A 24,855-nucleotide genomic window follows, 5' to 3' on the forward strand; every position below is an offset into this window, starting at 1 on the left:
CGGATGGCATCGGCGGAAGGGCTGCACGCGGCACGCTCCCGGGGGCGTAACACCCGGCAACTGGTCCATGAGGTGCTGCGTTCGCGCATCGTCGGCCTGGAGCTGGCGCCCGGCTCCGCCGTCTCGGAGAACGAGCTGGCGGCCGAGCTCGGGGTGAGCCGCACCCCCGTCCGGGAGTCGCTGATCCTGCTCGCCGACGAGGGGCTGGTGGACATCTACCCCCAGATGGGGACGTTCGTCTCGCGCATCCGGGAGCGCGATGTGGCCTCCGCCCAGTTCATCCGGGAGGCCCTGGAGCGCGCCGCGTTGCGGGACGCCGTCGGCAGGGTCGGCGCGCGGGACGTGGCCGAGCTGCGGGTGCTGCTCGCCGCGCAGGAGGAGGCCGACCGCCAGTCCGACATGGAGGGCTTCTTCCAGCTGGACGAGGAGTTCCACGCCCGGCTGATGGCCGTCAGCGGCCACGCCTCGGCCTGGCCGGTGGTCGGCCAGGCCAAGGCCCAGCTGGACCGGGCCCGCAGGCTGTCACTGCCGATGACCCAGCAGATGTCCCTGCTCATCGGCCAGCACCGTGAGGTGGTCGACCTGCTGGAGGCGGGCGATGGGGACCGCGCCGACGAGTCGCTGCGCTCCCATCTGCGGCTGGTCTTCAGCGATGTGGAGAAGATCCGCGCCAAGCACCCCGAGCTCTTCAGCGACGAGGACGCCCCCTCGCGGCCCCGCCGCGACAGCGCCCGGCGTGCGGGCGGCGGTCACCGGGTCACCCCAGATGGGTCAGCACATTGATCACCCGGCCGTTGGGGTCGCGGACGAAGAAGCGGCGGACGCCCCACTCCTCGTCGCGCAGGGGGTGGACGATCTCGGCGCCGCTGTCGCGCATCGCCGCGTAGGCCGCGTCCACGTCGTCCACCTCGATGCTCAGATCGGCGACCACCGGCCCGGTCCTGTCGTCGGTCATCACGCCGATCTGGGCGGTGGGGTTGGTGGGGGAGGCGAGGGTCATGACCCAGCCGAGGTTCATCACCTCCTCGAGCCCCAGGAGACCGTAGAACTCCCGGTTCTCCCGCATCGCTTCGGACCGGACGTTGGGTACGACACGGCGGACGGTCATCGCGGGCTCCCCCGGTGGCTCAGCTGGCGGTGTGGTTACCGATCACGGCGTCAAGATACTCGGAGATCGCGTCCCGGTTGCGGGTCAGACAGTCGATGCGCCGGGTCATGCGATCCCGTTCGTCCTCCAGCGTGGTGATCATCTCCGGTGTGGCATCGGAGAAGTGAATGAGCCTGGGCTTGTCGAGGCACGGCAGGATCTGCTTGATGATGCGGGTGGGCAGCCCGGCGTCGAGCAGACCCCTGATCTGCAACACCCGGTCGACGAGCCGTTCGTCGTACGAGCGGTAGCCGTTCGCGCACCGGTCCGGCAGGATCAGCCCCTGCTCCTCGTAGTAGCGCAGCAGCCGACGCGGTGTGCCGGTGCGCTCCGACAGCTCTCCGATGCGCATACGCGGATCCCCTCACCTTCACATCCATGTGAGGGATGCAGCGTAACGTCGGGGCGGGCGCACTCGCGAGGGGCGGAAGGCGCCGGGGAAAAGTGCCAGGTGATTGAACGCGGGCCCGCGGCACGCCGTACGGATAACGACGGGCCCGGCCACCCGAGCCGGGTCCGCCGTGCCACCACCGGGCTTCGCAGGGAAGGACCTTCGGGTTGTCGCGCCAATCGAGCTCTCGTCAGCGGTCGGAAACGGACAAGGGAACCACGGAGGAGGGTTTGACGGAGGGCCCGTCACCGGAGGGGCCACCTGAGCGCACGCAGGATGTCCCCGCCCAGACGGCGGACACCGCCGCGGATGCGGACACTTCCGCGGACGCCCCCGCGGACAGGGACGCCTCCGCGGACAGGGACGCCTCCGCGGACAGGGACGCCTCCGCGGACAGGGACGCCTCCGCGGACAGGGACGCCTCCGCGGACAGGGACGCCTCCGCGGACGCGGATGTCTCCGCGGAAACGGATGCCTCCGTGGGACACGGCGAGTCCCCCGGGCCGTCCGGCGCCTCGGAGTCGGAGGAGGCGGCGGACCCGGAGGAGACCACCGTGACCGGCCCGCTGGTCGGCACCGCCCCCGACGCGGCCCCCGTCCGCAAGGGCTGGCGGGTCAAGTACCCCCTCGTGGCACGGACGGTGGCGTGGACGGTCACGGGGCTGTCCCTCGCCCTCGTCTTCCTCGCCCTTCTCCTGCCGACCAAACTCACCCTCGTCGAACCCAGCGCCTTCCTGCGCATCCCGGTGGAGGGGATCTTCGGCGCCACGCTGCTGCTCATGCTGCCGACGGTGGCGCGGCGGGTGGTGGCGGTGCTCGCCGGGGCTGCCCTCGGGGCGCTGACCATCCTGAACCTCCTCGACATCGGCTTCAACGAGTTCCTCGGCCGTGGGTTCAACGTGGTGCTCGACTGGATACTGCTGGACGACGCCGAGTCGTACCTCAAGGACTCGGTCGGCGAGACGGCCGCCACCATCGCCGTGATCGGGGTCGTGGTCCTCGCCGTCGCCCTGCTCGTCCTGATGGCGCTCGCCGTCCTGCGGGTCAGCAACGTCATGGCGCGGAACACCGCCGTGGCCACCCGCACCACCCTGGTGCTCGGCACCGTCTGGGTGATGTGCGCGGCGCTCGGGGTGCAGGTGGCCGGGGCGCCGTTCGCGTCCAGGAGTACCACCGCGCTGGTGCAGGACCGGGCGGAGCGGGTGCGCAAGACCCTCAGGGACGAGCGTGAGTTCGCCAAGGTGGCCGCCGTGGACACCTATGGCGACACCCCCGGCGACCAGCTGCTGACCGGGCTGCGCGGCAAGGACATGATGATCACCTTCATCGAGAGCTACGGCCGCTCGGCCATCGAGGACCCGGCGATCGCGCCCGGCGTCGACAAGACGCTCAAGAACGCCACCAAGCGGCTGAACAAGGCGGGATTCGCCTCCAAGAGCGGCTGGCTCACCTCGGCCACATACGGCGGCAGCAGCTGGCTGGGCCACTCGACGTTCCTCACCGGTCTGTGGATCGACAACCAGAACCGCTACCGCACCGTCACCGCGGGCGACCACATGTCCATCACCCGCGCCTTCCAGCGCACCGGCGCCTGGCGGACCGTCGGCATCATGCCGGGGGTGCAGAAGGCTTGGCCGGAGGGCAAGTTCTACGGCCTCGACCACGTCTACGACTCCCGGGAACTCGGCTACAAGGGACCAAAGTTCAGCTGGTCGACCATGCCCGACCAGTACGCCCTGAAGGCGTTCCAGCGCCTGGAGCACGGCAAGAAGCGCGACAAGCCGCTGATGTCGGAGATCATCCTGACCTCCAGCCACCAGCCCTGGGCGCCCATCCCCAAGACGATCCCCTGGAGCCAGGTCGGCGACGGCTCGGTCTACAAGGCCATCCAGAAGGCGGGCAAGAAGCCGGCGGACGTGTTCACCGACCCCAACAAGGTGAAGACCGAGTACGGAAGGTCCATCCAGTACTCGGTGAACAGCCTCATCGACTATGTGCTGAAGTACGGCAACAAGAACACGGTGCTGGTCTTCCTCGGCGACCACCAGCCCCTCGCCCGGGTCAGCGGCGACAACGCCAGCCGGGACGTGCCGGTGGCGATCGTCGCGCACGACAAGGCGGTGCTGGACCGGATCTCCCACTGGGGCTGGGACGACGGACTGATGCCGGGGGCTAAGGCCCCGGTGTGGAAGATGAGCTCCTTCCGCGACCGCTTCCTGGACGCCTACGGGCCGAACCCCGGCGGTGGCACGGCGCCCGCCTCACCATCGGCATCGTCCAAGGCAACCTCGCCCAAGGCAACCTCGCCCAAGGCAACCTCGCCGAAGGCGACTTCGCCGTCGCCTTCGGCCAAGCGATAGTTCAGTCGTCCTCCGACCGCTCCCGCCGCGCCTCGAGCCGTTCCCGCTGGGGCAGGACCGTGTACTTCGGGTCCTCCGCCGACCGCATCCCGGCGTGGAACACCCCGAAACGGGTGCACGCGGAGGCCGCCAGCAGGGCGGCGCCGCTGAGGGCCGCGGCGGGGCGGCCGCGGCGGCCGGGGAGGGCGCCGCCGAGCGCGCCCGCCACCGAAAGCGCCTCGGCGGCGCGCATCAGCCTGCCCGCCCGGCCCTCTCGGTAGGTCTCGGCGACCACCCCCAGCCGCCGTTCCATGGCCTTGACGGCGGCGGTCTCCACCGCCGTGCCGAGCAGCGCCACGCCCCGCGCCGGGGCGTTCTCGGCCACCGGCGAGGACAGCAGGGCCATACCGCTCGCCGCCATGGCGGCCGAGCCGACGAAGAGATACGGCAGCTCTCGACGGCCGTCGTGCCATGCCGGGACGGCCGTGTCGGCGGCCAGCACCGCCGTGTACGAGGCCACCGCGGGACCCAGCAGCGCCGCCCCCACCGTGGCCGCCCGGCCGGTGCGCGGCAGCCGCCCGGTCAGGTCCGAGGCGGCGGCCGCCCCGGCCATCGGGCCGTAGGCCGCCAGCAGCCATGAGCCCATGCTCATCGGCGAGGTGGGCTTGAAGACCCGCAGCATGTTGGCGAACCGCCCGGGGCGCCCGAGGTCGTGGATCAGGGCGGCGGTGGAGCCGGTCAGGGCGGCGATCGAGGACACCTTGAGCGCGCGGGCCATGACCGGACGGCCGGTCAGCTCCGCGCCCGCCGCGAGCACCGACCCGGCGCCCGCGAGCCCGCCGAGGAAGAAGTAGCCCGCGATGTCCAGGGGGCGCCAGGTGGGCGGATTGAGCACCGGCCGCCCGTAGTAGGAGGTGAACTCCGCCCCGGGGACCATCGACTGCTCGCCCCCGCGGCCCTTCCCGCCCTTGCGGCCGCGCCGCCCGCCGTTCCCCACCCCCTTGCCGACCTGCGCGTCCCGGCCCGGCCGGGCGCCGCGGATGCCGTCCCGGGTGACGTCCGACTCGCTCATCAGCGCCTCCTTCCGGTACGGCGCCCGCTCACACCGGCCTGGGCCGCGAACACGGCGGCCACGCCGCCGAGCAGGGAAAGGGCCGCGGCGCCCGCGTGCCGCCACATCGAGGGCAGATCCCTGGTCGTGACGACCGGGTCCGGCGGCAGCCCGTACACCTCCGGCTCGTCCAGCAGCAGGAAGAAGGCACCGTCGCCGCCGACGCCGTCCTCCGGGTCGTGCCCGTACAGCCGCGCGTCCTCGACCCCCACCCGGTGCAGCTCCTCGACCCGGGCGGCGGCGCGCTCGCGCAGCTCGTCCAGGGGGCCGAACTGGATGGAGTCGGTCGGGCACGCCTTGGCGCACGCGGGTTCCTGGCCCGCGCCCAGCCGGTCGTAGCACAGGGTGCACTTGTGGGCCCCGCCGTCCTCGGGCCGTACGTCGATGACCCCGTACGGACAGGCGGGCACGCAGTAGCCGCAGCCGTTGCAGACGTCGTCCTGGACCACCACGGTCCCGAACTCGGTGCGGAACAGCGCACCGGTCGGGCACACGTCCAGGCACGCCGCGTGGGTGCAGTGCTTGCACACGTCAGAGGACATCAGCCAGCGCAGCCCGTGCTGTCCGTCCTCGGACGGGGACGCCGGGGAGGTGGGGGTGATCGCCGCCTCCTCGACCGGGGTCCCGGAGCCCTGCGCCGCGAGGGCCAGCACATCGACATCGCCGTGGTCGACGCCGGTCTCGGCCCGGCCCAGCGGCTTGTTCTGCTCGATGAAGGCCACATGGCGCCAGGTGGAGGCACCGAGGCCCTGGGTGTTGTCGAAGGACATGCCGGTGAAGTCCAGCCCGTCCTCCGGGACGGCGTTCCACTCCTTGCACGCCACCTCGCACGCCTTGCAGCCGATGCACACCGAGGTGTCGGTGAAGAAGCCGACCCGGGGCGGATGGCCCTCGTGCCCGGCGTCCCCGGCGACATCCGGTTCGGCTCCGGCGAGCAGATTGCGGCCGATCAGCGATGAGCGCTTCGAGGTGTCGGTCATCCCCGCACCTCCGTTCCGGTCCGTACCGTGATGCCGGCGCGCCGCCGGTAGTCCTCGAGCAGGGCGGTCAGTTCCGGGCCGCGGGGGCGGCGGCCGGGACGGATGTCGGCGCTCAGCGCCTTCACCTCCTGGATGTGGACATTCGGATCGAGGGCGATGGCGGTCAGTTCATTGGCGGCGTCCCCGCGGGTGTAGCCATTGGGACCCCAGTGGTACGGCAGCCCGATCTGATGCACCGTGCGGCCTCCGGCCCTGATCGGCGACATCCGCTCGGTGACCATCACCCGGGCCTCGATCACCCCGCGTGCGCTGATCAGCGTCGCCCAGCCGGTGTGCTCCAGATGCCGCTCACCGGCCAGCTCGGGCGAGACCTCGCAGAAGAACTCCGGCTGGAGCTCGGCCAGATACGGCGTCCAGCGGCTCATCCCGCCCGCCGTGAAGTGCTCGGTGAGCCGATAGGTGGTGATCATGTACGGGAACACCTCGCTGCCCGGCGCGCCCCCGCTGGGGTGGAAGGCGTTGTGCCCATCGGAGATCATCTCCCGGGCCGGGTTGCGCTGCTGCTCCGGATAGAGGGGGTTGCGCACCGGCGAGTCCTGCGGCTCGTAGTGCGTCGGCATCGGGCCGTCCACCAGCCCGGCCGGGGCGTACAGCCACCCCTTGCCGTCGGCCTGCATGATGAACGGATCCACTCCGCTGAGCGCGTCCGGGCCCTGGGCGTCCTCGGGCGGCCGGTAGGACGGCGCCCGGTCGGGGATGAAGTCCGGGATGTCATGGCCGGTCCAGCGGTTCCGGTCGGCGTCCCACCACACCAGCGCCTTGCGCTCGCTCCACGGCTTGCCGTCCGGGTCGGCCGAGGCGCGGTTGTAGAGGATGCGGCGGTTGGCGGGCCAGGCCCAGGCCCATTCGGCGGCGATCCAGTCCTGCTCGGTGTGCGGTTTGCGGCGGGCGGCCTGGTTGACGCCGTCCGCGTACACCCCGCAGTAGATCCAGCAGCCGCAGGTGGTGGAGCCGTCGTCCTTGAGCTGGGTGTACGCGCTGAGCGGCTCGCCGCGCGCGTCATGGCCGTTGATCTCGGCCAGGATCGCCTCGGCGCTGGGCTCGTCCTGCGGTCCCTCGGTGGGGTAGGACCAGGCCAGGTCCTGGATGGCCCGGTCCATCGGGTCGGTGGAGTCCTTCAGCCGCTCCTTGATCCGCCGCCCGAGGTGGTACATGAACCACAGATCGCTGCGCGCCTCGCCGTCCGGCTCCTTGGCGGCGAAATGCCACTGGAGCATCCGGTTGGTGTTGGTGAACGAGCCGGACTTCTCGGTGTGGGCGGCGGCGGGGAAGAAGAACACCTCGGTGGCGATGTCCTCGGTGCGCAGCTCGCCGGTCTCGATCTCGGGCCCGTCCTGCCACCAGGTGGCGGACTCGATGAGGGAGAAGTCCCGGACGACGAGCCAGTCCAGGTTGGCCATGCCCAGCCGCTGCATCTTGGTGTTGGCCGAGCCCACGGCGGGGTTCTCGCCCATCAGGAAGTAGCCCTTGCAGACTCCGTCCAGCATCTCCCGCACGGTGTGGTAGGTGCTGTGGGAGCCGGTCAGCCGGGGCAGATGGCCGAAGCAGTAGTCGTTGCCGGCGTGCGCGGCGTCGCCGTAGTACGCCTTGAGCAGGCTGACGACATAGGAGCGCATCTCGCCCCAGAAGCCCTTCTCGGTCTTCACGGCCTCGACGAAGGTGTCCAGGTCCTCATGGGCGTGGGCGTGCGGCATCGGGATGTAGCCGGGGAGCACGTTGAACAGGGTGGGGATGTCGCTGGAGCCCTGGATGCTGGCGTGGCCGCGCAGCGCCTGGATGCCGCCGCCGGGGCGGCCGATGTTGCCGAGCAGCAGCTGGAGGATGCTCGCGGTGCGGATGTACTGGGCGCCCACGGTGTGCTGGGTCCAGCCCACGGCGTACACGAACTCCGAGGTGCGGTCCGGGCCGGAGTTCTCCACCAGCGCGCGGCACACCTCCAGGAAGGTGTCCTGGGGGATCCCGCAGGTCCTCTCGACCATCTCGGGTGTGTAGCGGGAGAAGTGGCGCTTGAGGATCTGATAGACGCAGCGCGGATGTCGCAGGGTCCGGTCGGTGGGGACCGCCGCGGAGGTGGGCGCGCCGCCGGAGCCGTGGGATTCGGAGAAGGCGGCGGTCGACAGGGACGCGTCGGGCCGGGTGCGGTCCTCGTACAGCTCGTCGGGCGCGCCCTGCGGCGCCTGGACCTCGGCGCCTTCGTAAGCCCAGGTGGAAACGTCGTAGTGGCCGGTCTCCGGGTCGAGACCGGAGAAGATCCCGGCCAGGTCCTCGGTGTCCTCGAACTCCTCGCCGACGATGCTTGCCGCGTTGGTGTACTCCAGGACGTAGTCGCGGAAGTCGTGGCCGCCGGTCAGGACGTGGTTGATGATGCCGCCGAGGAAGGCGATGTCGGTGCCGGCCCGGATCGGTACGTACAGATCGGCCAGTGCGCTGGTGCGGCTGAAGCGCGGATCGACATGGATGACCTTCGCGCCGCGCGCCTTGGCCTCCATCACCCACTGGAAGCCCACGGGATGGGCCTCGGCGAAGTTGGAGCCCTCGATCACGATGCAGTCCGCGTTCTGGAGGTCCTGGAGGAAGGTGGTGGCGCCACCGCGGCCGAAGGAGGTGCCGAGCCCGGCCACGGTCGAGGAGTGGCAGACCCGGGCCTGGTTCTCCACCTGGATCACCCCGAGCCCGGTCAGCAACTTCTTGATGAGGTAGTTCTCCTCGTTGTCCAGGGTGGCGCCGCCGAGGCTGGCGATCCCCATGGTGCGGTTGACGCCGACCCCGTCCCGCTCCCACTGCCAGCCCTCGCGGCGGGTGCGGATCACCCGCTCGACGACCATGTCCATCGCGGTGTCCAGGTCCAGCCGCTCCCAATCGGTGCCGTACGGGCGGCGGTAGAGCACCTCATGGCGCCGGGAGTCGCCGGTGGTCAGCTGGAGGGACGCCGAGCCCTTGGGGCACAGCCGGCCGCGGCTGACGGGTGAGTCGGGGTCGCCCTCGATCTGCACCACCCGGTCGTCCTTCACATAGACGTTCTGGGCGCACCCCACCGCGCAGTAGGGGCACACCGACTTGACCACCTTGTCGGCCGTGACGGTGCGGGGGTGCTGCTCACGGGTGGCGGCCGAGGTGGTGGCGGTGCCGCGGCCGAGCGGGTCGCTTCCGGTCAGCTGGCGGTAGACAGGCCAATCCTGGATCCATGTGCGTACGCCCATCGCCGTCCTTTCCTGCCGTTCGGCCCCGTACCGGCTCATCCGCGTGGTCGGATACGGCGCATGGGTTCCCGTCGCGATGCTTTTCACACTCCGCCCGCACCCGGATGCGCCGAATCGCCCGTCGTGGGGGTGGACGCCTGCCGCACCGGCTGGGTGGCCGTCGCCCTGGACCAGGAGGGCCGTTTCGCCGGGGCCGATACCGCCGAGGCGCTGAGCGAGCTGCTTCGCCGGGTTCCGGACGCCGCCGTGGTGGCGGTCGACATGCCGCTGGGGCTGCTGGAGCGGGGCTGGCGCGAGGCCGACGCCCTGGCCACCGCGATGGTGGCCCCGCACCGCTCCCGGGTCTTCTCCGTACCGCCGCGCGAGGTCTGGGAGGCGGACGGCTACGACGCCGCCAACGAGGTGTGCCGGCGGGTGGTCGAGAAGGGGCTGAGCCGTCAGTCGTGGGGGCTGGCCGTGAAGCTGCGCGAGGCCAACGCCTGCCGGGACGGGGGCGACCACCGGCTGTACGAGGTCCATCCCGAGGTCTCCTTCGCCGCCCTCGGCGAGGGGCGGCCCGTGCCCTGGAGCAAGAAGGGCTGGAACGGCCAGGCCGTGCGCCGCCGGCTGCTGGGGGACCAGGGCATCGTCCTGCCCGACGACCTCGGACCGGCCGGGCGGGTGCCGCCCGACGACGTCCTGGACGCCGCGGCGGCGGCCTGGAGCGCGCGGCGCATCGCGCTCCGGGTCGCCCGGAGCCTTCCCGATCCGCCCCAGACGACGGAGACCGGGCTGCCCGTCGCGATCTGGTACTGAAGCGTTCCCCCGCGCGAATGGCGGGAGGTCGCCCGAGCCGTGCCTCGGGCGACCTCCCCTTCCCCCACCCCTCGGAGATGGACCGTGCGGACGCGATGCGTCCGGTGTGTGGCGTCAGACGCTGACGCCGTGGGAGCGCAGATAGGCCAGCGGGTCGATGTCGGACCCGTAGCGCGGGCCGGTGCGGACCTCGAAGTGGAGATGCGGCCCGGTGGCGTTCCCGGTGCTGCCGGACCTGGCGATCCGGTGGCCCGCCTCGACCGACTGCCCGGTGCGGACGGTCAGCGCCGACAGATGCGCGTAGTGGGTGTAGAGGCCGTCGGCGTGGCGGATGATCACCTGGTAGCCGAAGGCACCGCCCCACCCGGCGGCCACCACGGTGCCCGGGGCGGCCGCGCGTACGGAGGTGCCGATGGGCACCGCGAAGTCCACGCCGGTGTGGTGGCCGCTCGCCCACCGCGAGCCGCGGGTGCCGTACCCCGCGCTGATGGGCCCGCTGACCGGGGACGTATGCGGGCGGGCCGCCGTCTTGCGGACCACCGTGTGGCTCGAGGCCGCCGAGGCGCGGTGGCGGGAGGCCGTCTTGTGCGGGTGCCGGGAGCCCGCGGACAGGTTCAGCCGCTGCCCCGGGTGGATCAGGTTCGGGTTGGGGCCGACGGTCCCGCGGTTGGCGTGGTACAGCGCCTTCCAGCCACCCCTGACCGACGCGCGCGTGGCGATGCGGGACAGCGTGTCGCCGCGGACGACCGTGTAGGAGCCGGAGGCCGCCGCGCGCCGGGCGGTGTGCTGCCGGGCCCGGGACTTCGCGGCGGACTTGGCCGACTTGGCCGACTTGGTCGACTTCTTGGGCTTCGCCGGGTGCTGGGCGCGGGGGTGGGCGTTCTGGCTCGTCACCGCGGCGGGTGGCCCGGACCGGGTCAGCCGGCTGCGGACTGAGCACACCGGCCATGCGCCGGGGCCCTGTTTGCGCAGCACCGCCTCCGCCACGGTGATCTGCTGGGCCCTGGAGGCCAGATCGGCCCGCGGGGCGTAGGCGGTGCCGCCGAACGCCGCCCAGGTGTGCTGGGAGAACTGGAGTCCGCCGTAGTAGCCGTTGCCGGTGTTGATGTGCCAGTTGCCCCCGCTCTCGCACTTGGCGACCCGGTTCCAGGTGTCGACCGAGGCCGCGTGGGCAGCGCCGGTGCCGAGGAGCGGCAGGACGATGCCGACACCACCCGCGGTGAGCGCCGCGCACAGCGGCGAGACCCGGCTGGGCGATGCGGGGCGTCGGTGACTTCCTCGTACGGCCATGAGGCTGGTTCCTCTCCACAACGGCTCTCGACGTCGCCCTCCGGAGGACCCGGCGGGCTGTACGAGTACCGCAGCCCGGCCCCGCCGGTCACAAGGCGCAGGGGGCCTCATGGACCGCCGAGCGCCGCCCGGTGCCACCCCGGAATCGGCTGACGCTCCCTCAGCTGTGCGGCGGGAGGCGCATGGAGGGCCGGGGGCGCACGGCCGCCGGCGGGGCGGGAGCGGCGGGCCGGGGGCGGGTGCGGGCGATCACGCGCCGCCGGACGCCCTCGTACGGCGGGAAATGATTCTCCGGGGCGCCGGACGGGCTGGACGCTATTTCGCCGGATTGGTTTCCGGGCGATCGGTGACCGATCTCGGACGGCGGTCCGGGTGAATTGGTGCCGGGGCGCGAGAGGTTGAAGACCGGACGAGCGGCGGGCGGCTCAATACGGCGGCCGGTGCGGGCCGGTCGCACCGCACGGGATCTTCCCCGGCGCTATTGCCTCACCGCCCGGTCAAGATCGGCCGCTTGGCGGGTGGGCCCGAGGAGGCGGCCGTAACCGTGCGGCGCCGCACTGGAACCAGCCGTTCCGGTCGCCTCCCCGGCATCCGGAGAATGCCGGGGAGAGGGGGAGAGGAAGGGGGGGCGGGAGACGGTGGCAGGGGCGGGAAATAGGACGGCCTTGCGGTGGGGCGGGGAAGAGGGGACGCATGAGCGAACGCGCCGGAGGTGCCCGGCGGAGTTTCCCGGGGCGCGGCGGGGGACTGAAACGTATCGACGGGGCCCGCCGCCGACCGTGGCCTTCCGGTCCGGGGCCGTAGGGGAGCGGAAGCGGCCCGGGCGACGACACGGCGGGGAGATGGAGGGGAGATGGAGGGGAGATGGCGGGACGACCGCCTCTCTCTTGGGGCGCTCTTGGGGCGCTCGCCTCCGGGCGCTCCGATCCGGTGCCGACACTCCTCGTCGACGGTCGCCCGTTCCCCGTTCCCCGCTCCTCGTCGCTTTCGGCACCGGCGCGCCCTACGGCTCGCTCCCGAGGGCACCGGGTGCGGAACCAGGGCCCCGACTCGTATGCCCGCTCGCCTCCGTATGGCCCGCGGAACCGGGGAAGCCGCTTGAGTGCCTGGCCAACTCATCGGGCCCGGAACGGACTTGACTCGGCGTTTACCGTATCTCTTGTCGGACATCGCCTCGCCGGCCGCCCGTGCGCCGCGGCAGTTCTCCGAAAAGGGCCGGTCGTCACGGCGGCGCGGAACTGGCGGAGAATCACGCCGCCCGTGTATAGCGGGAACCGCGCCGCCGCGCATATCATTGCCTCACATCGACTTCCTCCCTTCCGGTCGCTCGCAGGAGCGGCCCCGGGAATAATCACCCTTCACCCCGCCTGTCCGGGACCCCGTGCGGCGCCGGGGGCCGCGCTTTTCCCGCGGCCTCACCCGCCGCTCCCTGGAAACGGTTTGTTTTGGGTTCCGGCCGGCGGAAGGCGCAGCGCGCCTACGGCGTATACCGGTGGTTACCGGCCGTGCGCGGTGGATCATTCGGCGTACTCGGCGCTACGCCCTGCCGCTGGACGCCGGGCCGGGGGCGCATGGCGGAGCCGGGCCGTGCCATGAAACGCCGGTCGGGCACCGGGCGATGCGGAATGAGCGCCCCGATCGGCCGCTCGGAGACGCCGCCACCCCTGGGATAAGGTGCTCGCGTGGCCACCGTCGTCGAGCTGACCTGCTATCCCATCAAGGGCTGCGCGGGCGTTCCTCTGTCCGAGGCGCTGCTGACCGAGGCGGGTCTGGAACACGACCGCAGCTTCATGGTCATCGGCGAGGACGGAGAGTGCCGCACTCAGCGGCGGGATCCCCGGCTCGCCGTCATCCGCCCCGCCATAGACCCGCACGGCGCCCGGCTCACCCTGTCCGCACCCGGCGAGGACGAGGTGGCCATCGACATCGACACCACCTCCGCGCGGCGCGAGGTCACCGTGTTCGACACGCCCTACCTCGGCATCGACCAGGGTGAGGACGCCGCCACGTGGCTTTCCCGGTTCCTGGGCGCGCCGAGCAGGCTGGTGCGGGTCCCCCCGGAGCACGACCGGGTGACCGACGGCTGGATCCCCGGCACCTGTGGCTACGCCGACAGCGCCGCGGTGCACATCGTCTCCCGGGCCAGCCTGGACGGGCTGAATGAGCGGATCGCCGGGGCGGGCGGCGCTCCCCTGCCGATGAACCGCTTCCGCCCCGGCATCGTGCTCGGCGGATGGCACGAACCCCATCGGGAGGACCGGGTCCGCAGGATGACCATCGGCGGAGCCGAGCTGGGCTTCGCCAAACACACCGCCCGGTGCGTGGTGACGACGGTGGATCAGGGCGAGGGCGTCAAGGCGGGCCCCGAACCGCTGCGCACCATGGCCGGCTACCGGCGCGGCCCCGGCGGCGCCACCCTGTTCGGCTGCCAGTTCTCCGTGATCCGCGCCGGAAAACTGGCCGTGGGCGACGAGGTGGACGTCATCGAGTGGGACGGGCCGCCGCCGGGGGAGTGACCGGCCGCCGGGGGCGTGACCGGAAGCGCTCGGACGCTCAGACCGACGCGAGCACCTTGGCGAAGGCGTCCAGCAGCTGGGCGGCACCCTCCTCGGCCTGGGCGCACTGCTCCCGCGGCGGGGCAGGCTGCCTGAGCACCACCCGGGTCCGGCCGCCGTCCAGATCGGCGAAGGTGGCGGTCATCTCCATCGCGCCCTGCGGCAGGTCCAGCGTCCACACCAGCCGCTCCCGGCCGACCACCTCGCGGTAGACACCGCGCATCGGCATCTCGCCCGCGGGCGTGGCGACGGTCGCCCTCCAGGCGCCACCCGGCCGGACGTCGAGGTCGACGGACTCGGGCGCGGCGCCGAACCAGCGGGCGAAGTACTCCGGCTCGGTCCACACCCGCCACACCGTCTCGCGCGGTGCGTCCAGGTCCCGGCTGATGGTGATCTCGTCGCTGCTCATGCTGTCTCCTCGGTGAGCGGGGGCGGAAGGCGCCGTCCCCTGTTTCACCATCAGACCGGCGCGCCGCGCGGAACTCATCGGTCCTGGCCCAGCAGTCTTCCGTCCTCCCGGCCGATCCAGTACCGGCGCAGCACATCGAGGACCACCGACACCTCGCAGGCGGTGATGCCGGGCAGCGTCGCCAGATCGCGGGTGAGCAGCTCGGCCAGGCCGTCCTCGTCCCGGAACACCCCGTGGTGGATCACCGAGGAGGTGCCCGCCACGATCGAGACATAGCGCGCCGAGGGGTGCCGGGCCAGCGCGTCGGCCACTTCCTGGATCGCCCCGGGTGCGGCATGCAGCTCGATCACGACCTCCAGCGGATGGCCGAGCAGCGCCGGTTCGATCTCCACGCGGGGCCGCACCAATCCGCGCTGGAGGAGCGACTGGGTCAGCCGGTAGGCGGTGGACCGGTTGATGCCGAGCCCGCGCGCCACATCGGCGGCGCTCGCCCGGCCGTCCCGGCGCAGCAGCTCCATGGCCCGCAGCTCGTCGTCGCCGAACCCGGTGACGGCCGTGGGCTCCTCCACCGGATCGGCGACCTCCCGCAACGCCCGCACCTGGGCGTCGTCCAGCCGCCGCAGCCGCCAGGAGTCGGACTTCGCCGTCGCCCGCAGCACCAGCTCGGTATGGGCCGACCGCACACCGGGGACGGACGGGATCCGTGTCGTCAGCAGCTCACGCGCCCGGTCGCGCCGGGTGGCGTGCAGCGAGCAGTAGACATCCGCGCGGCCCGTGGTCGTGGCGACGAACGGGATCTCGGGCAGCTCGGACAGCTGCCGCGCCACCTCCCACGCCTGCCCCGGGGCCGTGGCCACCCAGATGTGCATCGGGTTGCCCTCGGCCAGCATCGGCCACTCCACCTGTCCGATCACCCGCAGCAGCCGCTCCTCCGCGAGCCGGGCCAGCCGGCGGCCGACGGTGCTGGCGGAGCTGCCGAGCACCTCGGCCAGCGCGCTCAGCGGGGCCCTCGGCGCCACTTGCAGGGCGGCCACCAGGTCGAGGTCGGCGTCGTCGAGCACCGGAGGTGCGGAGGGAACGGCTGCCATGGGTACGAATCTATCGTGCGATTGGTGCTCCATGCGTGAATCATTCTTGCGTAACAACTCTTTTACTTGCCTCATTCCGTCATGCCTTCTCTAATGGACGACCACTACTGCGTCGTCGACGAAGGAGTGCGGACGGTGAGTTCCAACGACACCACGACCACACCCGACAACACCCCCGGCAAACCGCCCCCCGACGCGCCCGGGGACTCCTCGGCGGCGCTGTCCGCGCTGCTGCGGGTGCTCGGCGCCGTCGAGCGCGCGGGCAACAAGCTTCCCCACCCCTTCTGGCTGTTCGCCATCCTCAGCGCCTTCCTCGCGCTGATCAGCTGGGGGCTCGCCACCGCGGATGTCTCCGCGACCGACCCGGCGGGGGGCAAGACGGTGGCGGTGCGCAGCCTGATCTCGGTCGACGGCGTGCGTTCGATGATCAATGACGCGATCACCAACTACGCCACCTTCCCACCGCTCGGCACCATCCTGGTCGTCATGCTCGGTGTCGCCGTCGCCGACCGGTCGGGGCTGCTCGCCGCGATGCTGCGGGCCGGTGTGGCCAAGGTCCCGGCGCGCTGGATGACCTTCGCCCTGGCCTTCACGGCGATGGTCGCCCACATCGCCTCCGACGCCGCCTATGTGGCGCTGGTCCCCCTGGGCGGGCTGGCCTTCCGGGCCGTCGGCCGCAGCCCGCTGCTGGGGATCGTGGTGGCGTTCGTCGGCGTATCGGCCGGCTATGACGCCAGCCCGCTGATCACGCCGATGGACGCGGTGCTGTCCGGGCTGACCACGGCCGCCGCGCACACCGTGGACCCCGGCTATGTCGTCACCCCGCTGTCCAACTACTTCTTCTCCCTCGCCTCCTCGGTGGTGCTGGCCGCCGTGATCACCTTGGTCACGGAGAAGGTGCTGGTGAAGCGGGTGGCGGCGCTTCCGCCCGAGCCCGAGGAGGCGGACGGGGAAGCCACCGCGAAAACCACTGGGGACGTCGAGCTCACCCTGGCACCCGAGGAGCGCCGCGGGCTGCGCCGCGCCACCGTCGCCCTCGTCATCTACCTCGCGGTGATCGTGGTGGCGATGATCCCCACCGGGTCACCGCTGCGCGGCGAGGGCGGCAGCATCGTCGAATCGCCCGTGCTCTCCGGAATCGCCGTGGTGCTCGGACTGCTCTTCGCCCTGCTCGGCGCGGTCTACGGGCGGGCGGCCGGCACCGTGCGCGGCGGCCGGGACATCCCGGACTTCATGGCGCAGGGCATGCGGGAGATGGCCCCCATCCTGGTGCTGTTCTTCGCCATCTCCCAGTTCCTCGCCTACTTCAAGTGGACCGGCGTCGGCCAGGTGCTCGCCATCCGCGGCGCCGATCTGCTCAAGGACCTCGGGGTCACCGGCCCGGTCGCCTTCATCGGCATCGTGGTGGTGTGCACGGTGATCAATTTGGCGATGACCAGCGGCTCGGCCATGTGGGCGCTGGTGGCCCCGGTCTTCGTGCCGATGCTGATGCTGCTGCACATCCCCCCGGAGGCCACCCAGGCCGTCTACCGCATCGCCGACTCCTGCACCAACGCCATCACCCCGATGAGCGCCTACTTCGTCATGGCGCTCGGCTTCCTCCAGCGCTACCGCCGCTCCGCCGGAATCGGCACCCTCGCCTCGCTGACCCTGCCGCTGTCCGTGGCCATGCTGGTGGCCTGGACCCTGCTGTTCTACGTCTGGTGGGCGCTGGGCATTCCGCTCGGCCCCGGCGCGCCCGTCCGCTGATCCCCAGCCGCTCCCTCACCCCCCCCGCCACCCCCGGGAAGGACCCTCATCGCATGACCCCCTCCGACCTCGCCGCCGCCACCGCCCAGGCGCTGCCCGAGATGATCGAAGACCTACGGACGCTGGTGGAGCTGGAGACGCCGAGCAACGACAAGCGGCTGCTGGACGCGGGACTCGCCACGATCAGCGGCTGGGTCGTCGACCGGCTCGGCGAGCCGGACGGCACCGAGCGCCACGACTGCGGACCGCGGGGCGATGTGCTCGCCCTGACCTATCGCGGCACGGCCCCCGGCACCGTGCTGATGCTGTGCCACTACGACACGGTGTGGCCGGCCGGAACGCTCACCGAATGGCCCTTCGAGGTCGAGGACGGCCGGGCGAGCGGCCCCGGTGTCTTCGACATGAAGACGGGCCTGGTGCAGGCCGTCTGGGCCCTGCGGCTGCTGCGCGAACTGGAACTTCCCCACCCCTCGGTGCGGCTGCTGCTCAACGGCGACGAGGAGATCGGCAGCCCCGCCTCCCGCCGCCATATCGAGCGGCTCAGCGAGGACGCCCTGGCCACGCTGGTCTTCGAGGCATCGCTTGACGGGGCGCTCAAGACCTCGCGCAAGGGCGTCGGGCTGTTCGATGTGACGGCCCACGGCATCGAATCGCACGCGGGTCTCGACCCGTTCGCGGGCGCGAGCGCCATCCACGCGCTGGCCGAAGTGGTCCCGCGGATCGCCGCGCTCAGCGCCCCGGAGCGGGGGACCACGGTGAACGTGGGGCTGATCCAAGGCGGTACGGGGCGCAATGTGATCGCCGCACAGGCGAGTTGCGGCATCGACATCCGGATCGCCGCACCGGAGGAGATGAAGCGGATCGACGCCGCGCTGCACGCCCTCGCCCCCTCCGACCAGCGGGTGCGGCTGACCGTCACCGGTGAGTGGAACCGTCCGCCGATGGTTCCGAACGACCCGTCCCGCCGGCTGTTCGAGCAGGCCCACGCGATCGCCGCGGAACACGGCTGGGAGCTGGAGGAGACCGCGGTCGGCGGCGCCAGCGACGGCAACTTCGTCTCCGCGCTCGGCCGTCCGGTCCTCGACGGGCTCGGTGCCCTCGGCTCCGGCGCCCACGCCCGCCACGAACACACCGTGCTCGCCCCGATCCCGGCCCGCACCGCGCTGACCATCGGTCTGCTGCGGGCACTGGCGGCCGACGCCACATAACGGCACACCGGCGCCACGCCGACGCCGACGGCCCAGTGGCCGTCGGCGCACGGGGGCCGCGTCAGCAGACGAGGAAGTCCGCCTCGCCCGCCTTGGCGCCCTGGATGAACGCGATGATCTCGTTGCGGGTGTAGATCAGCGCCGGACCGTCCGGATCGGTCGACTGACGGATCGCGACCCGGCCGTCGTCCAGCTTCATGGCTTCGACGCAGTTGCCGCCGTTGCCACCGCTCCACGGCTTCTGCCAGCCCTCGCTGCCGAGGTCGCTCGCGCGCATGCCGTTGTGAATGCGATCCATTCCGATCAGAGCTCCTTGCGGAAATCCCGGAGGATTTCCTTTGTGCGTCGTGCGGTTGCCGCCTGGGCCGCCATGCGGTCCATGGCCTCCAGGTGGGAGGCCACCTCGATGCGCTCATCCAGGTAGACGGCGCCGGTCAGGTACTCCACGTAGACCATGTCCGGCAGTTCGGGTACAGCGAAGCGGAAGAGGACGAAGGGCCCATAGGTGCCCGGATGGTGCCCGGAGGTGAACTCCGAGATCTGTAGCGTGATGTGCGGCATCTCCACGGCCTCCAGCAGCCGGTCGACCTGCTGCCGCATCACCGCCGCCGAACCCACCCGCCGGCGCAGCACCGTCTCGTCCATCACCACCCACAGCCGGGGCGGATCCCGCCGGGTGAGCAGGGACTGCCGCTCCATGCGCAGTGCCACATGGCGCTCCGCCCGCCGGGGACCGGCCTGGCCGACGGCGCCGGTCTGCATGACCGCGCGGGCGTAGTCCTCGGTCTGGAGCAGCCCGGGCACGAAGTGCGGCTCGTACGCCCGGATCATCTCGGCCGCGCCCTCCAGGCTGACGTGGACGCTGAACCAGTCCGGCAGGATGTCGTGGAACCGCTGCCACCAGCCCGGCTTGTTGGCCTCCTCGGTCAGGGTGATGAACGAGTCGAGCTCCTCACCGGTGACCCCGTAGGCGTCCAGCAGCAGCTGCACATACGGGACCTTCAGCGCGACCTCGGCGGTCTCCATGCGGCGGATGGTGGCGGGCGCCACCCGCAGCACCCTGGCCGCCTCGTCCCGCTTGAACCCCGCCTTCTCCCGCAGATCCTGGAGCCTCTTGCCGAGGACGACCTGGCCCACGGTCGGGGCCGACCGCGGTTCGCTCACCTGAATCCCTCCCTGACCCTCCCCAACGCTGATGTTCGCAGTGTGCCATGGCCAGTGCGGAACGGACACATTGCACTGACGACTCTGCACAATTCAGAGTGAGCCTTGCCAAGTGTCCCCGGCGGTGCGCATAGTTGCGGCATGATCCCGTTACCGCGCTCCGCCGCGGCGACCGCAGGCACCATCGGCCCGACCTCTGTGAAGTGCCCCTAGATGACGTACGCCTTCGCCGGTGCGCTGACCGGCCTCGTCCGCGGCCGGTTCGGCCGGCGGGGAATCCGTGCGGTGACCGGCCGCCACCGCCTTCAACTGCCCTCGAGGCTGCGGACGGACCGGGCCTACGACGCGGTGGGGATCGCCGAGCGGCACGGCCCCGGGGTGATGGCCCTGCTGCCCCGGGCGGGATGTGTGCTCACCGGCGCCGGGTGCTGGTGGTGGATCGTGCCGCCCCATTCGGACGTCGGCCTCGACTGGCCCGCACCGGCCGTCTACGCGGTCGGCGCCATGGTGGCCGGCCCACCCGGGCGGCGGACCGGCCCCACGGGGAGTGCGGAGCCCGGTGTGGTGCACTGGCCGGCCGACGGGGAGCCGTACACCCATCCCCTGCTGCTGCACATCGCGGTCTGCGCGGCGGCCGGGGTCTCCCCGGCCTGGCCGTACGACGACCGGGTGCGGCGGTCATGACCCGGTGGCGGAGCCCGGTCACGCGGTCGAGTCGTCCTGGAGGTACGCCGCGGGGCGCGGATAGCGCTTCATCGCCGGGGTCTGGCCGGTCGGGTCGTCGTCCTGCTCGCTGAGCGGAATGACCGGGGCCGCTGCCGCCGCCGCGGCCCTCAGCTCGGCGGGGTCGTAGGTCATGGCCTGCGTCCGCTCCATGGGCGACGGCTCGGGCATTCCGGTCTCCTGCTGGCCGTAGACCGGGATCTGGTCGATCGTCGTCTCCTCGGGCCGGGTCTGGGCGTACGCCGCCGTCCCCTGCCCCTGGACGCCCTGGACCTGGGCCTGGACCACCGGCATCTGGGAGGTCTGCGCCTGGACGCCCTGGTACTGCGCGCTCTGCGGCTGGGGCGCCATCCGCATCAACGGCGCCTGGCTCTGGACCGGCTGCGGCTGCGGGGCCTGGAACTGCTGCGGCGGTGTCTGCTGCGGAATCTGCGGCTGCGAGGCCTGGACCATCTGGGGCTGCGGCAGCGCGGCCGGGGCCTGGTACAGGGGCGGCTGGGCCGGGGGAGTGGCGACATACGCGGGCGACAGCTCCGGGAGCGGCTGCTGCTGGACGTACCCCGGCGAGGCGCCCGTGCCCGCACCCGCGCCCGCGAAGGACGCCTGCCCGTACGGGTCGCCGGAGACGCCCTGCGGGGCCGGAAGGGCGGCCGCCGAGTACATCGGCTGGGGCTCCTGCGCCATCGGCGCCGCGGGCAGCTGGGGCGGCTGCTGGTAGGAGTAGTCCATGAACTGCGCCTGCGGGGTGTTGGACTCCAGGGCCCCGATGGACCCCGTGTACCCCGCGTACCCCGAGGACAGCGACGGCTGCTGGTCCCAGCCGACCTGCGGGGCGTAGAAGGACGTTCCGTACAGCACCGTGCTCAGCCCGGTCAGCAGCCGCTGCACATCCGGCTGGGAGCGCACGACCAACCGCATGAACTGGCTGCTGCTGCCCAGCTTGTTGCCGCATTCGCGCACCAGCACACCGTGCTGGGACAGCAGTTGGTCACGGACCCAGCCGCCGTCCGTCCCGGCCGGCAGCTTGACGAAGACGAAGTTGCCCTGGGAGGGGAAGACCGTCATCCCGGGCAGCCCGGCCAGCTGGGTGGTCATCTGCTGCCGGTCGCGGCTGAGCATGCGCAGGCTCTCCACGTACTCCTGCCGGTACCGCTTCAGCATGAAGACGATGACCTCGGCGAAGGAGTTGAGGTTCCACTTCGGCAGCCGGGAGCGGATCTGTACGGCGAGCGACGGATTGGCCACCAGGTAGCCGAAGCGCACCCCGTGCAGCCCGAAGTTCTTGCCGAGGCTGCGCAGCACGATCACGTTCGGGCGCAGGATGGCCTCGTCCACGACGCTCGGATACGCCTCGGCGTCCGCGAACTCCAGGAACGACTCGTCGATCACGATCAGGTCGAGGTCGGCCAGGGCGTCCATGATGCCGATGAGGGCCTGGCGGGAGACCAGCCCGCCGTCGGGGTTGTTGGGATTGCAGATCACGGCGACCCGGGAGCCCCGGGAGCGTACGAAGTTGACGAAGGCGTTGGGATCGAGGGCGAATCCGCTCATTTCCGGGAGCTGGAACATATCGACCCGTTTGCCGGTCTCCATCGGCTGGTCGGTCCAGCGGCCGAAGGTGGGAATCGGCACCGCCAGGCTTTCCTTCACCAGCAGATGGTCGATCCAGGTGATGAGTTCGGTCGAGCCGTTGCCCATCGCCATGGTCTGCGGTTGCAGCCCGAGCACATCGGCGAGTTCGGCGGTGATGGTCTCCGCGGAGCTCGGGTAGTAGGTGAGGATGTCCCGCAGCCTGACCGCCATCACGGCGAACATCGCGGGAGTGGGGAAGTACGGATTGCAGGGGATGCAGAAGTCCACGAGCTCCTGTCCGCCACCCGTGACCCCTGCGCGGTTGAGCGCGAAGAACGACGGGCTGTGGGCGGTGCCACGGAAAAGCTCCATGGCATCACCGGTATTGCCGACTGCGGCAACAGTCACGGCGGGACCTCCTCGGTCGCATGAGCCGCGTCGACGCACTGACACGGCCGTTGCGGCTCGTCCCTCGAGCCTGACGCATGATCTCTCGAAGCCGGGGCGGGCGAGGATTTTCGTGGGGGTTGTGAAAACTTCCGGGACACCTGCTCCGGTCTCGAATAGAATTCCGCCCCTTGCCCCTTGAGAATGTCGGCGCGGCCTTCAGACCGTATCCTCCGGCGGGCGTTCGCCATCGGCCTCGGTGGTGCGGTGCTGTTCCGCTACCCAGACCGCCACCTGCGCACGCGAGGTGAAACCCAGCTTGCTCAAAATGTGCTCAATATGGCCCTCGGCCGTGCGCTGGGCGATGACCAGGGACGAGGCGATCTCCTTGTTGCTGAGCCCCTGCGCGACCAGCCGCGCGATTTCGGACTCCCGGGGCGTCAGCGGCGACGGCCGCCCGCCCGCCGCCTCCCCGCTGGGCAGTTCGTCCTCCAGCGCGTACTCCAGCGCCTCGGCGTAGGACAGCCGGGCGCCCTGTCTGCACGCCGCGTTGAAGGCCGGTTTGCCCAGGGCCCGCCGGACCGCGGCCTCGCACTCCTCGTGGTAGTGGACGAGGTGTCCGTAGCCGGAGAGCGGGGCGCCGATGGCGTGCCAGAGGGTCCCCAGGGCGCCGAGCAGTCTGGCCGCCCGTGAGTGGTCCTGTTCGGTGGCCGCGATCCAGGCCAGCACCTCGAGGTTGACCCCGACGCCCAGCGGGTCGTCCAGCGAGCGGTTGAACGTGAGGCTCTCCTTCTCCAGGGCGGCCGCCCTGGCGGTGTCGCCCTGGCGCCAGACGTCCACGCCGAGCGCCATCATCGTGTAGGCCCGGTGCCAGCCCTCCCCGTACGCGTCGCACACCTCGAGTGACTCCTCGCCCAGGGCGATCGCGCGCGGCGAGTCGCCGATGAAGGAGTGGGCGAGCGAGAGCCGGATGAGCGCGAGCGCCAGCCCCACCGGATCGCCGGTCGCGCGATGGCGGGTCACGGCCTCCTCGTAGAGCGCGATCGCGGACCGGGTCTCGCCCCGGTACATGGCGACCATGCCGGAGTAGAGCGCGGCGTAGGCGAGCACCGGCTCCAGGCCGAGCCGGGTGCCGAGGGACCGGCTCTCCTCGAGCATGGCCGCGGCGGCGTCGGTGTCGGACTGGATGACGGCCAGCCAGCTGTCGGTCCACAGGCCCCGCGCCCGTGCCCCGTCGGGTTCGGTGCACAGCGCGAGGGCCTGGTCCAGCCAGCGGCGGCCCTCGCCGAGGTAGTAGCTGGTGATCCAGTGGTAGAGCAGATCGGCGGCCATGTCGAGGCCGTATGCGGTCTGCTCGGGCTCGGCCAGGCAGCTCTCCAGGGCGGTGCGCAGATTGGCGTGCTCCAGGTGGAGCCGGGTGAACCACTGCACCTGGGCCGGTCCGAAGAGCGCCGCCCGCGCGTCCGCGGCGAGCCCGCGGTAGTAGTCGCGGTGGCGCCGCAGCCGTACGGCCTCCTCCCCGGAGGCGGCCAGCCGCTCACGGCCGTACTGGCGCAGCGTGTCCAGCATCCGGTAGCGCACCGCCGTCGGGTGCTCCTCCCTGAGCAGCACCGACTTGTCCACCAGCTCGGTCACCAGGTCCAGGATCTCCTCGCGGTCGATGCCCTCGTCCGAGCAGACCGCCTCGGCCGCCTCCAGGTCCAGGCTTCCGGCGAACACCGAGGCCCGGGCCCACAGCAGCCGCTCCCGCTCGGTGCACAGCTCATAGCTCCAGTCGATCAGCGCCCGCAGCGTCTGGTGGCGGGGGAGGACCGTGCGGGAGCCGGTGGTGAGCAGCCGGAACCGGTCGTCCAGCCGGTCCAGCAGCTGCTGGACGGACAGGGCGCGCAGCCGTACGACCGCGAGCTCGATCCCCAGCGGGATGCCGTCGAGCCGGCGGCAGACCAGCTCCACCCCGTCCCGGTTGTCCTCGCTGAGTTCGAACCCGGGCACGATGGCCGCGGCCCGCTCGACGAACAGCCGTACCGCGTCCCACCTGGCGAGCGTCGCCAGCGACGGCCGCGGCCCCTCGGGGTCCGGTAGCCCCAGCGTGGGCACGGCCAGACTCTGCTCACCGGCGGTGCCCAGCGCCTGACGGCTGGTGGCCAGCAGCCGCAGCCGGGGGGCCGCGCGCAGCAGCCGGTCGGCGAGCCGGGCGCACTCCTCCAGCAGGTGTTCGCAGTTGTCGAGGACGATCAGGGCCTGCCGGTCCCGTAGGTGGTCGACGAGGATGTCCATCGCCGGGCGGGAGGAGTGGTCGCGTATCTCCAGCGCCTCGGTGACGCCCTGGGCGAGCAGCGTGGGGTTGTCCAGCTCGGCGAGTTCGGCCAGCCAGACCCCGTCGGGGAAGGCCCGGCGCGCCTCGTCCGCGACCCGGAGCGCCAGCCGGGTCTTCCCGACCCCGCCGACCCCGGTGAGGGTGACCAGCCGGGACGCGGACAGCATCCGCTTGACCTCGGCCGCCTCGTGCCGACGTCCCACGAAACTCGTCACCTCGGCCGGCAGCCGCACTGTCTGCCGCCCGGTCGGGGTGCCTGTCGCCACCGCACCCATCGATGCCTCGCACTGGCTTCGGGCGGGCGGGACCCGTGCCCGCGCGGGCCCGAAGCCCTGTTTCCAGGCTATGCCCGGGCCGGGGGCCGCCGCAC

19 protein-coding genes are annotated in these 24,855 nt (G+C 71.7%); 7 read left to right on the forward strand and 12 right to left on the reverse strand.

Annotation, left to right across the window (positions count from 1 at the left end):
• The first annotated feature begins 3 nt into the window (after positions 1-3).
• Positions 4-783: a GntR family transcriptional regulator gene (locus ABD329_RS19315; RefSeq protein ID WP_198280554.1), complete on the forward strand. Its 780-nt coding sequence runs from the start codon at positions 4-6 to the stop codon at positions 781-783.
• On the opposite strand, the gene ABD329_RS19320 is transcribed toward ABD329_RS19315, so the two are convergent.
• Complete coding sequence (locus tag ABD329_RS19320) at positions 758-1,108, reverse strand: VOC family protein (RefSeq protein WP_198280555.1); 351 nt, start codon at positions 1,106-1,108, stop codon at positions 758-760. The genes ABD329_RS19315 and ABD329_RS19320 overlap by 26 nt on opposite strands.
• A 19-nt stretch (positions 1,109-1,127) precedes the next feature.
• On the reverse strand, positions 1,128-1,499 hold the full coding sequence (locus tag ABD329_RS19325; RefSeq protein ID WP_198280556.1) for a MerR family transcriptional regulator: 372 nt from the start codon (positions 1,497-1,499) through the stop codon (positions 1,128-1,130).
• 593 nt (positions 1,500-2,092) lie between these two features.
• Here ABD329_RS19325 and ABD329_RS19330 point away from each other — a divergent pair.
• The gene (locus ABD329_RS19330; protein ID WP_309142885.1) at positions 2,093-3,898 is read left to right on the forward strand and encodes an alkaline phosphatase family protein; all 1,806 of its coding nucleotides are present in this window, start codon (positions 2,093-2,095) and stop codon (positions 3,896-3,898) included.
• Between the two features lies 1 nt (position 3,899).
• Here the strand turns inward: ABD329_RS19330 and nrfD are convergent, their stop codons facing one another.
• The 3 genes from nrfD to fdh are packed head-to-tail and all read right to left on the reverse strand — an operon-like array spanning position 3,900 to position 9,228.
• Positions 3,900-4,949 (reverse strand): NrfD/PsrC family molybdoenzyme membrane anchor subunit, encoded by a 1,050-nt coding sequence (gene nrfD, locus ABD329_RS19335; RefSeq protein ID WP_344316677.1) that lies wholly within the window; start codon positions 4,947-4,949, stop codon positions 3,900-3,902.
• The gene (locus tag ABD329_RS19340) at positions 4,949-5,968 is read right to left on the reverse strand and encodes a 4Fe-4S dicluster domain-containing protein (RefSeq protein ID WP_198280775.1); all 1,020 of its coding nucleotides are present in this window, start codon (positions 5,966-5,968) and stop codon (positions 4,949-4,951) included. Before ABD329_RS19340 ends, nrfD begins: the two co-directional genes overlap by 1 nt.
• Positions 5,965-9,228 carry a formate dehydrogenase gene (fdh, locus tag ABD329_RS19345; RefSeq protein ID WP_198280774.1) on the reverse strand — a complete coding sequence of 1,088 codons (3,264 nt, stop codon included), beginning with the start codon at positions 9,226-9,228 and terminating at the stop codon, positions 5,965-5,967. Before fdh ends, ABD329_RS19340 begins: the two co-directional genes overlap by 4 nt.
• A 123-nt stretch (positions 9,229-9,351) precedes the next feature.
• On the opposite strand from fdh, the gene ABD329_RS19350 reads away from it, so the two are divergent.
• Positions 9,352-10,023: a DUF429 domain-containing protein gene (locus ABD329_RS19350; protein ID WP_344316679.1), complete on the forward strand. Its 672-nt coding sequence runs from the start codon at positions 9,352-9,354 to the stop codon at positions 10,021-10,023.
• 114 nt (positions 10,024-10,137) lie between these two features.
• Here the strand turns inward: ABD329_RS19350 and ABD329_RS19355 are convergent, their stop codons facing one another.
• Positions 10,138-11,313, reverse strand: a complete 1,176-nt coding sequence (locus ABD329_RS19355) for a transglycosylase family protein (RefSeq protein WP_198280772.1) — start codon at positions 11,311-11,313, stop codon at positions 10,138-10,140.
• 1,682 nt (positions 11,314-12,995) lie between these two features.
• Here ABD329_RS19355 and ABD329_RS19360 point away from each other — a divergent pair.
• A complete protein-coding gene (locus tag ABD329_RS19360) occupies positions 12,996-13,829 on the forward strand; it encodes an MOSC domain-containing protein (protein ID WP_198281282.1) in 834 nt (277 codons plus the stop codon).
• A gap of 37 nt (positions 13,830-13,866) precedes the next feature.
• Here ABD329_RS19360 and ABD329_RS19365 read toward each other — a convergent pair whose 3' ends face one another.
• Positions 13,867-14,277, reverse strand: a complete 411-nt coding sequence (locus ABD329_RS19365) for an SRPBCC family protein (protein ID WP_198281281.1) — start codon at positions 14,275-14,277, stop codon at positions 13,867-13,869.
• A gap of 74 nt (positions 14,278-14,351) precedes the next feature.
• Positions 14,352-15,365, reverse strand: coding sequence for an Lrp/AsnC family transcriptional regulator (locus tag ABD329_RS19370; RefSeq protein WP_198281280.1), 1,014 nt, complete (start codon positions 15,363-15,365; stop codon positions 14,352-14,354).
• A gap of 81 nt (positions 15,366-15,446) precedes the next feature.
• On the opposite strand from ABD329_RS19370, the gene ABD329_RS19375 reads away from it, so the two are divergent.
• Positions 15,447-17,114 carry an AbgT family transporter gene (locus ABD329_RS19375; RefSeq protein WP_306420214.1) on the forward strand — a complete coding sequence of 556 codons (1,668 nt, stop codon included), beginning with the start codon at positions 15,447-15,449 and terminating at the stop codon, positions 17,112-17,114.
• 53 nt (positions 17,115-17,167) lie between these two features.
• Complete coding sequence (locus tag ABD329_RS19380; RefSeq protein ID WP_198280442.1) at positions 17,168-18,322, forward strand: M20/M25/M40 family metallo-hydrolase; 1,155 nt, start codon at positions 17,168-17,170, stop codon at positions 18,320-18,322.
• Positions 18,323-18,383: 61 nt separating this feature from the next.
• Here ABD329_RS19380 and ABD329_RS19385 read toward each other — a convergent pair whose 3' ends face one another.
• Positions 18,384-18,620 (reverse strand): DUF397 domain-containing protein, encoded by a 237-nt coding sequence (locus tag ABD329_RS19385; RefSeq protein WP_198280441.1) that lies wholly within the window; start codon positions 18,618-18,620, stop codon positions 18,384-18,386.
• A gap of 5 nt (positions 18,621-18,625) precedes the next feature.
• Positions 18,626-19,486: a Scr1 family TA system antitoxin-like transcriptional regulator gene (locus ABD329_RS19390; RefSeq protein ID WP_198280440.1), complete on the reverse strand. Its 861-nt coding sequence runs from the start codon at positions 19,484-19,486 to the stop codon at positions 18,626-18,628.
• Between the two features lie 213 nt (positions 19,487-19,699).
• Here ABD329_RS19390 and ABD329_RS19395 point away from each other — a divergent pair, with 213 nt between their 5' ends.
• The gene (locus ABD329_RS19395) at positions 19,700-20,170 is read left to right on the forward strand and encodes a hypothetical protein (protein WP_198280439.1); all 471 of its coding nucleotides are present in this window, start codon (positions 19,700-19,702) and stop codon (positions 20,168-20,170) included.
• An 18-nt stretch (positions 20,171-20,188) separates the two neighbouring features.
• On the opposite strand, the gene ABD329_RS19400 is transcribed toward ABD329_RS19395, so the two are convergent.
• A complete protein-coding gene (locus ABD329_RS19400; protein ID WP_198280443.1) occupies positions 20,189-22,153 on the reverse strand; it encodes a pyridoxal phosphate-dependent aminotransferase in 1,965 nt (654 codons plus the stop codon).
• A 234-nt stretch (positions 22,154-22,387) separates the two neighbouring features.
• Complete coding sequence (locus ABD329_RS19405; protein ID WP_198280438.1) at positions 22,388-24,760, reverse strand: ATP-binding protein; 2,373 nt, start codon at positions 24,758-24,760, stop codon at positions 22,388-22,390.
• Between the last annotated feature and the right edge of the window lie 95 nt (positions 24,761-24,855).

It is taken from the genome of Streptomyces javensis (assembly GCF_039525925.1).
GTDB classification, from domain to species: Bacteria; Actinomycetota; Actinomycetes; order Streptomycetales; family Streptomycetaceae; genus Streptomyces; species Streptomyces asiaticus.

Excerpts from the sequence above, each read along its gene's own strand:
- ABD329_RS19340 (WP_198280775.1), bottom strand. The coding sequence starts at position 5,968 with ATGACCGACACCTCGAAGCGCTCATCGCTGATCGGCCGCAATCTGCTC.
- ABD329_RS19395 (WP_198280439.1), top strand. The coding sequence starts at position 19,700 with ATGACGTACGCCTTCGCCGGTGCGCTGACCGGCCTCGTCCGCGGCCGG.
- ABD329_RS19385 (WP_198280441.1), bottom strand. The coding sequence starts at position 18,620 with ATGGATCGCATTCACAACGGCATGCGCGCGAGCGACCTCGGCAGCGAG.
- ABD329_RS19325 (WP_198280556.1), bottom strand. The coding sequence starts at position 1,499 with ATGCGCATCGGAGAGCTGTCGGAGCGCACCGGCACACCGCGTCGGCTG.
- ABD329_RS19380 (WP_198280442.1), top strand. The coding sequence starts at position 17,168 with ATGACCCCCTCCGACCTCGCCGCCGCCACCGCCCAGGCGCTGCCCGAG.
- ABD329_RS19375 (WP_306420214.1), top strand. The coding sequence starts at position 15,447 with ATGCCTTCTCTAATGGACGACCACTACTGCGTCGTCGACGAAGGAGTG.
- ABD329_RS19315 (WP_198280554.1), top strand. The coding sequence starts at position 4 with ATGGCATCGGCGGAAGGGCTGCACGCGGCACGCTCCCGGGGGCGTAAC.
- ABD329_RS19400 (WP_198280443.1), bottom strand. The coding sequence starts at position 22,153 with ATGGAGCTTTTCCGTGGCACCGCCCACAGCCCGTCGTTCTTCGCGCTC.
- ABD329_RS19370 (WP_198281280.1), bottom strand. The coding sequence starts at position 15,365 with ATGGCAGCCGTTCCCTCCGCACCTCCGGTGCTCGACGACGCCGACCTC.
- ABD329_RS19365 (WP_198281281.1), bottom strand. The coding sequence starts at position 14,277 with ATGAGCAGCGACGAGATCACCATCAGCCGGGACCTGGACGCACCGCGC.
- nrfD (WP_344316677.1), bottom strand. The coding sequence starts at position 4,949 with ATGAGCGAGTCGGACGTCACCCGGGACGGCATCCGCGGCGCCCGGCCG.
- ABD329_RS19405 (WP_198280438.1), bottom strand. The coding sequence starts at position 24,760 with ATGGGTGCGGTGGCGACAGGCACCCCGACCGGGCGGCAGACAGTGCGG.
- fdh (WP_198280774.1), bottom strand. The coding sequence starts at position 9,228 with ATGGGCGTACGCACATGGATCCAGGATTGGCCTGTCTACCGCCAGCTG.
- ABD329_RS19320 (WP_198280555.1), bottom strand. The coding sequence starts at position 1,108 with ATGACCGTCCGCCGTGTCGTACCCAACGTCCGGTCCGAAGCGATGCGG.
- ABD329_RS19355 (WP_198280772.1), bottom strand. The coding sequence starts at position 11,313 with ATGGCCGTACGAGGAAGTCACCGACGCCCCGCATCGCCCAGCCGGGTC.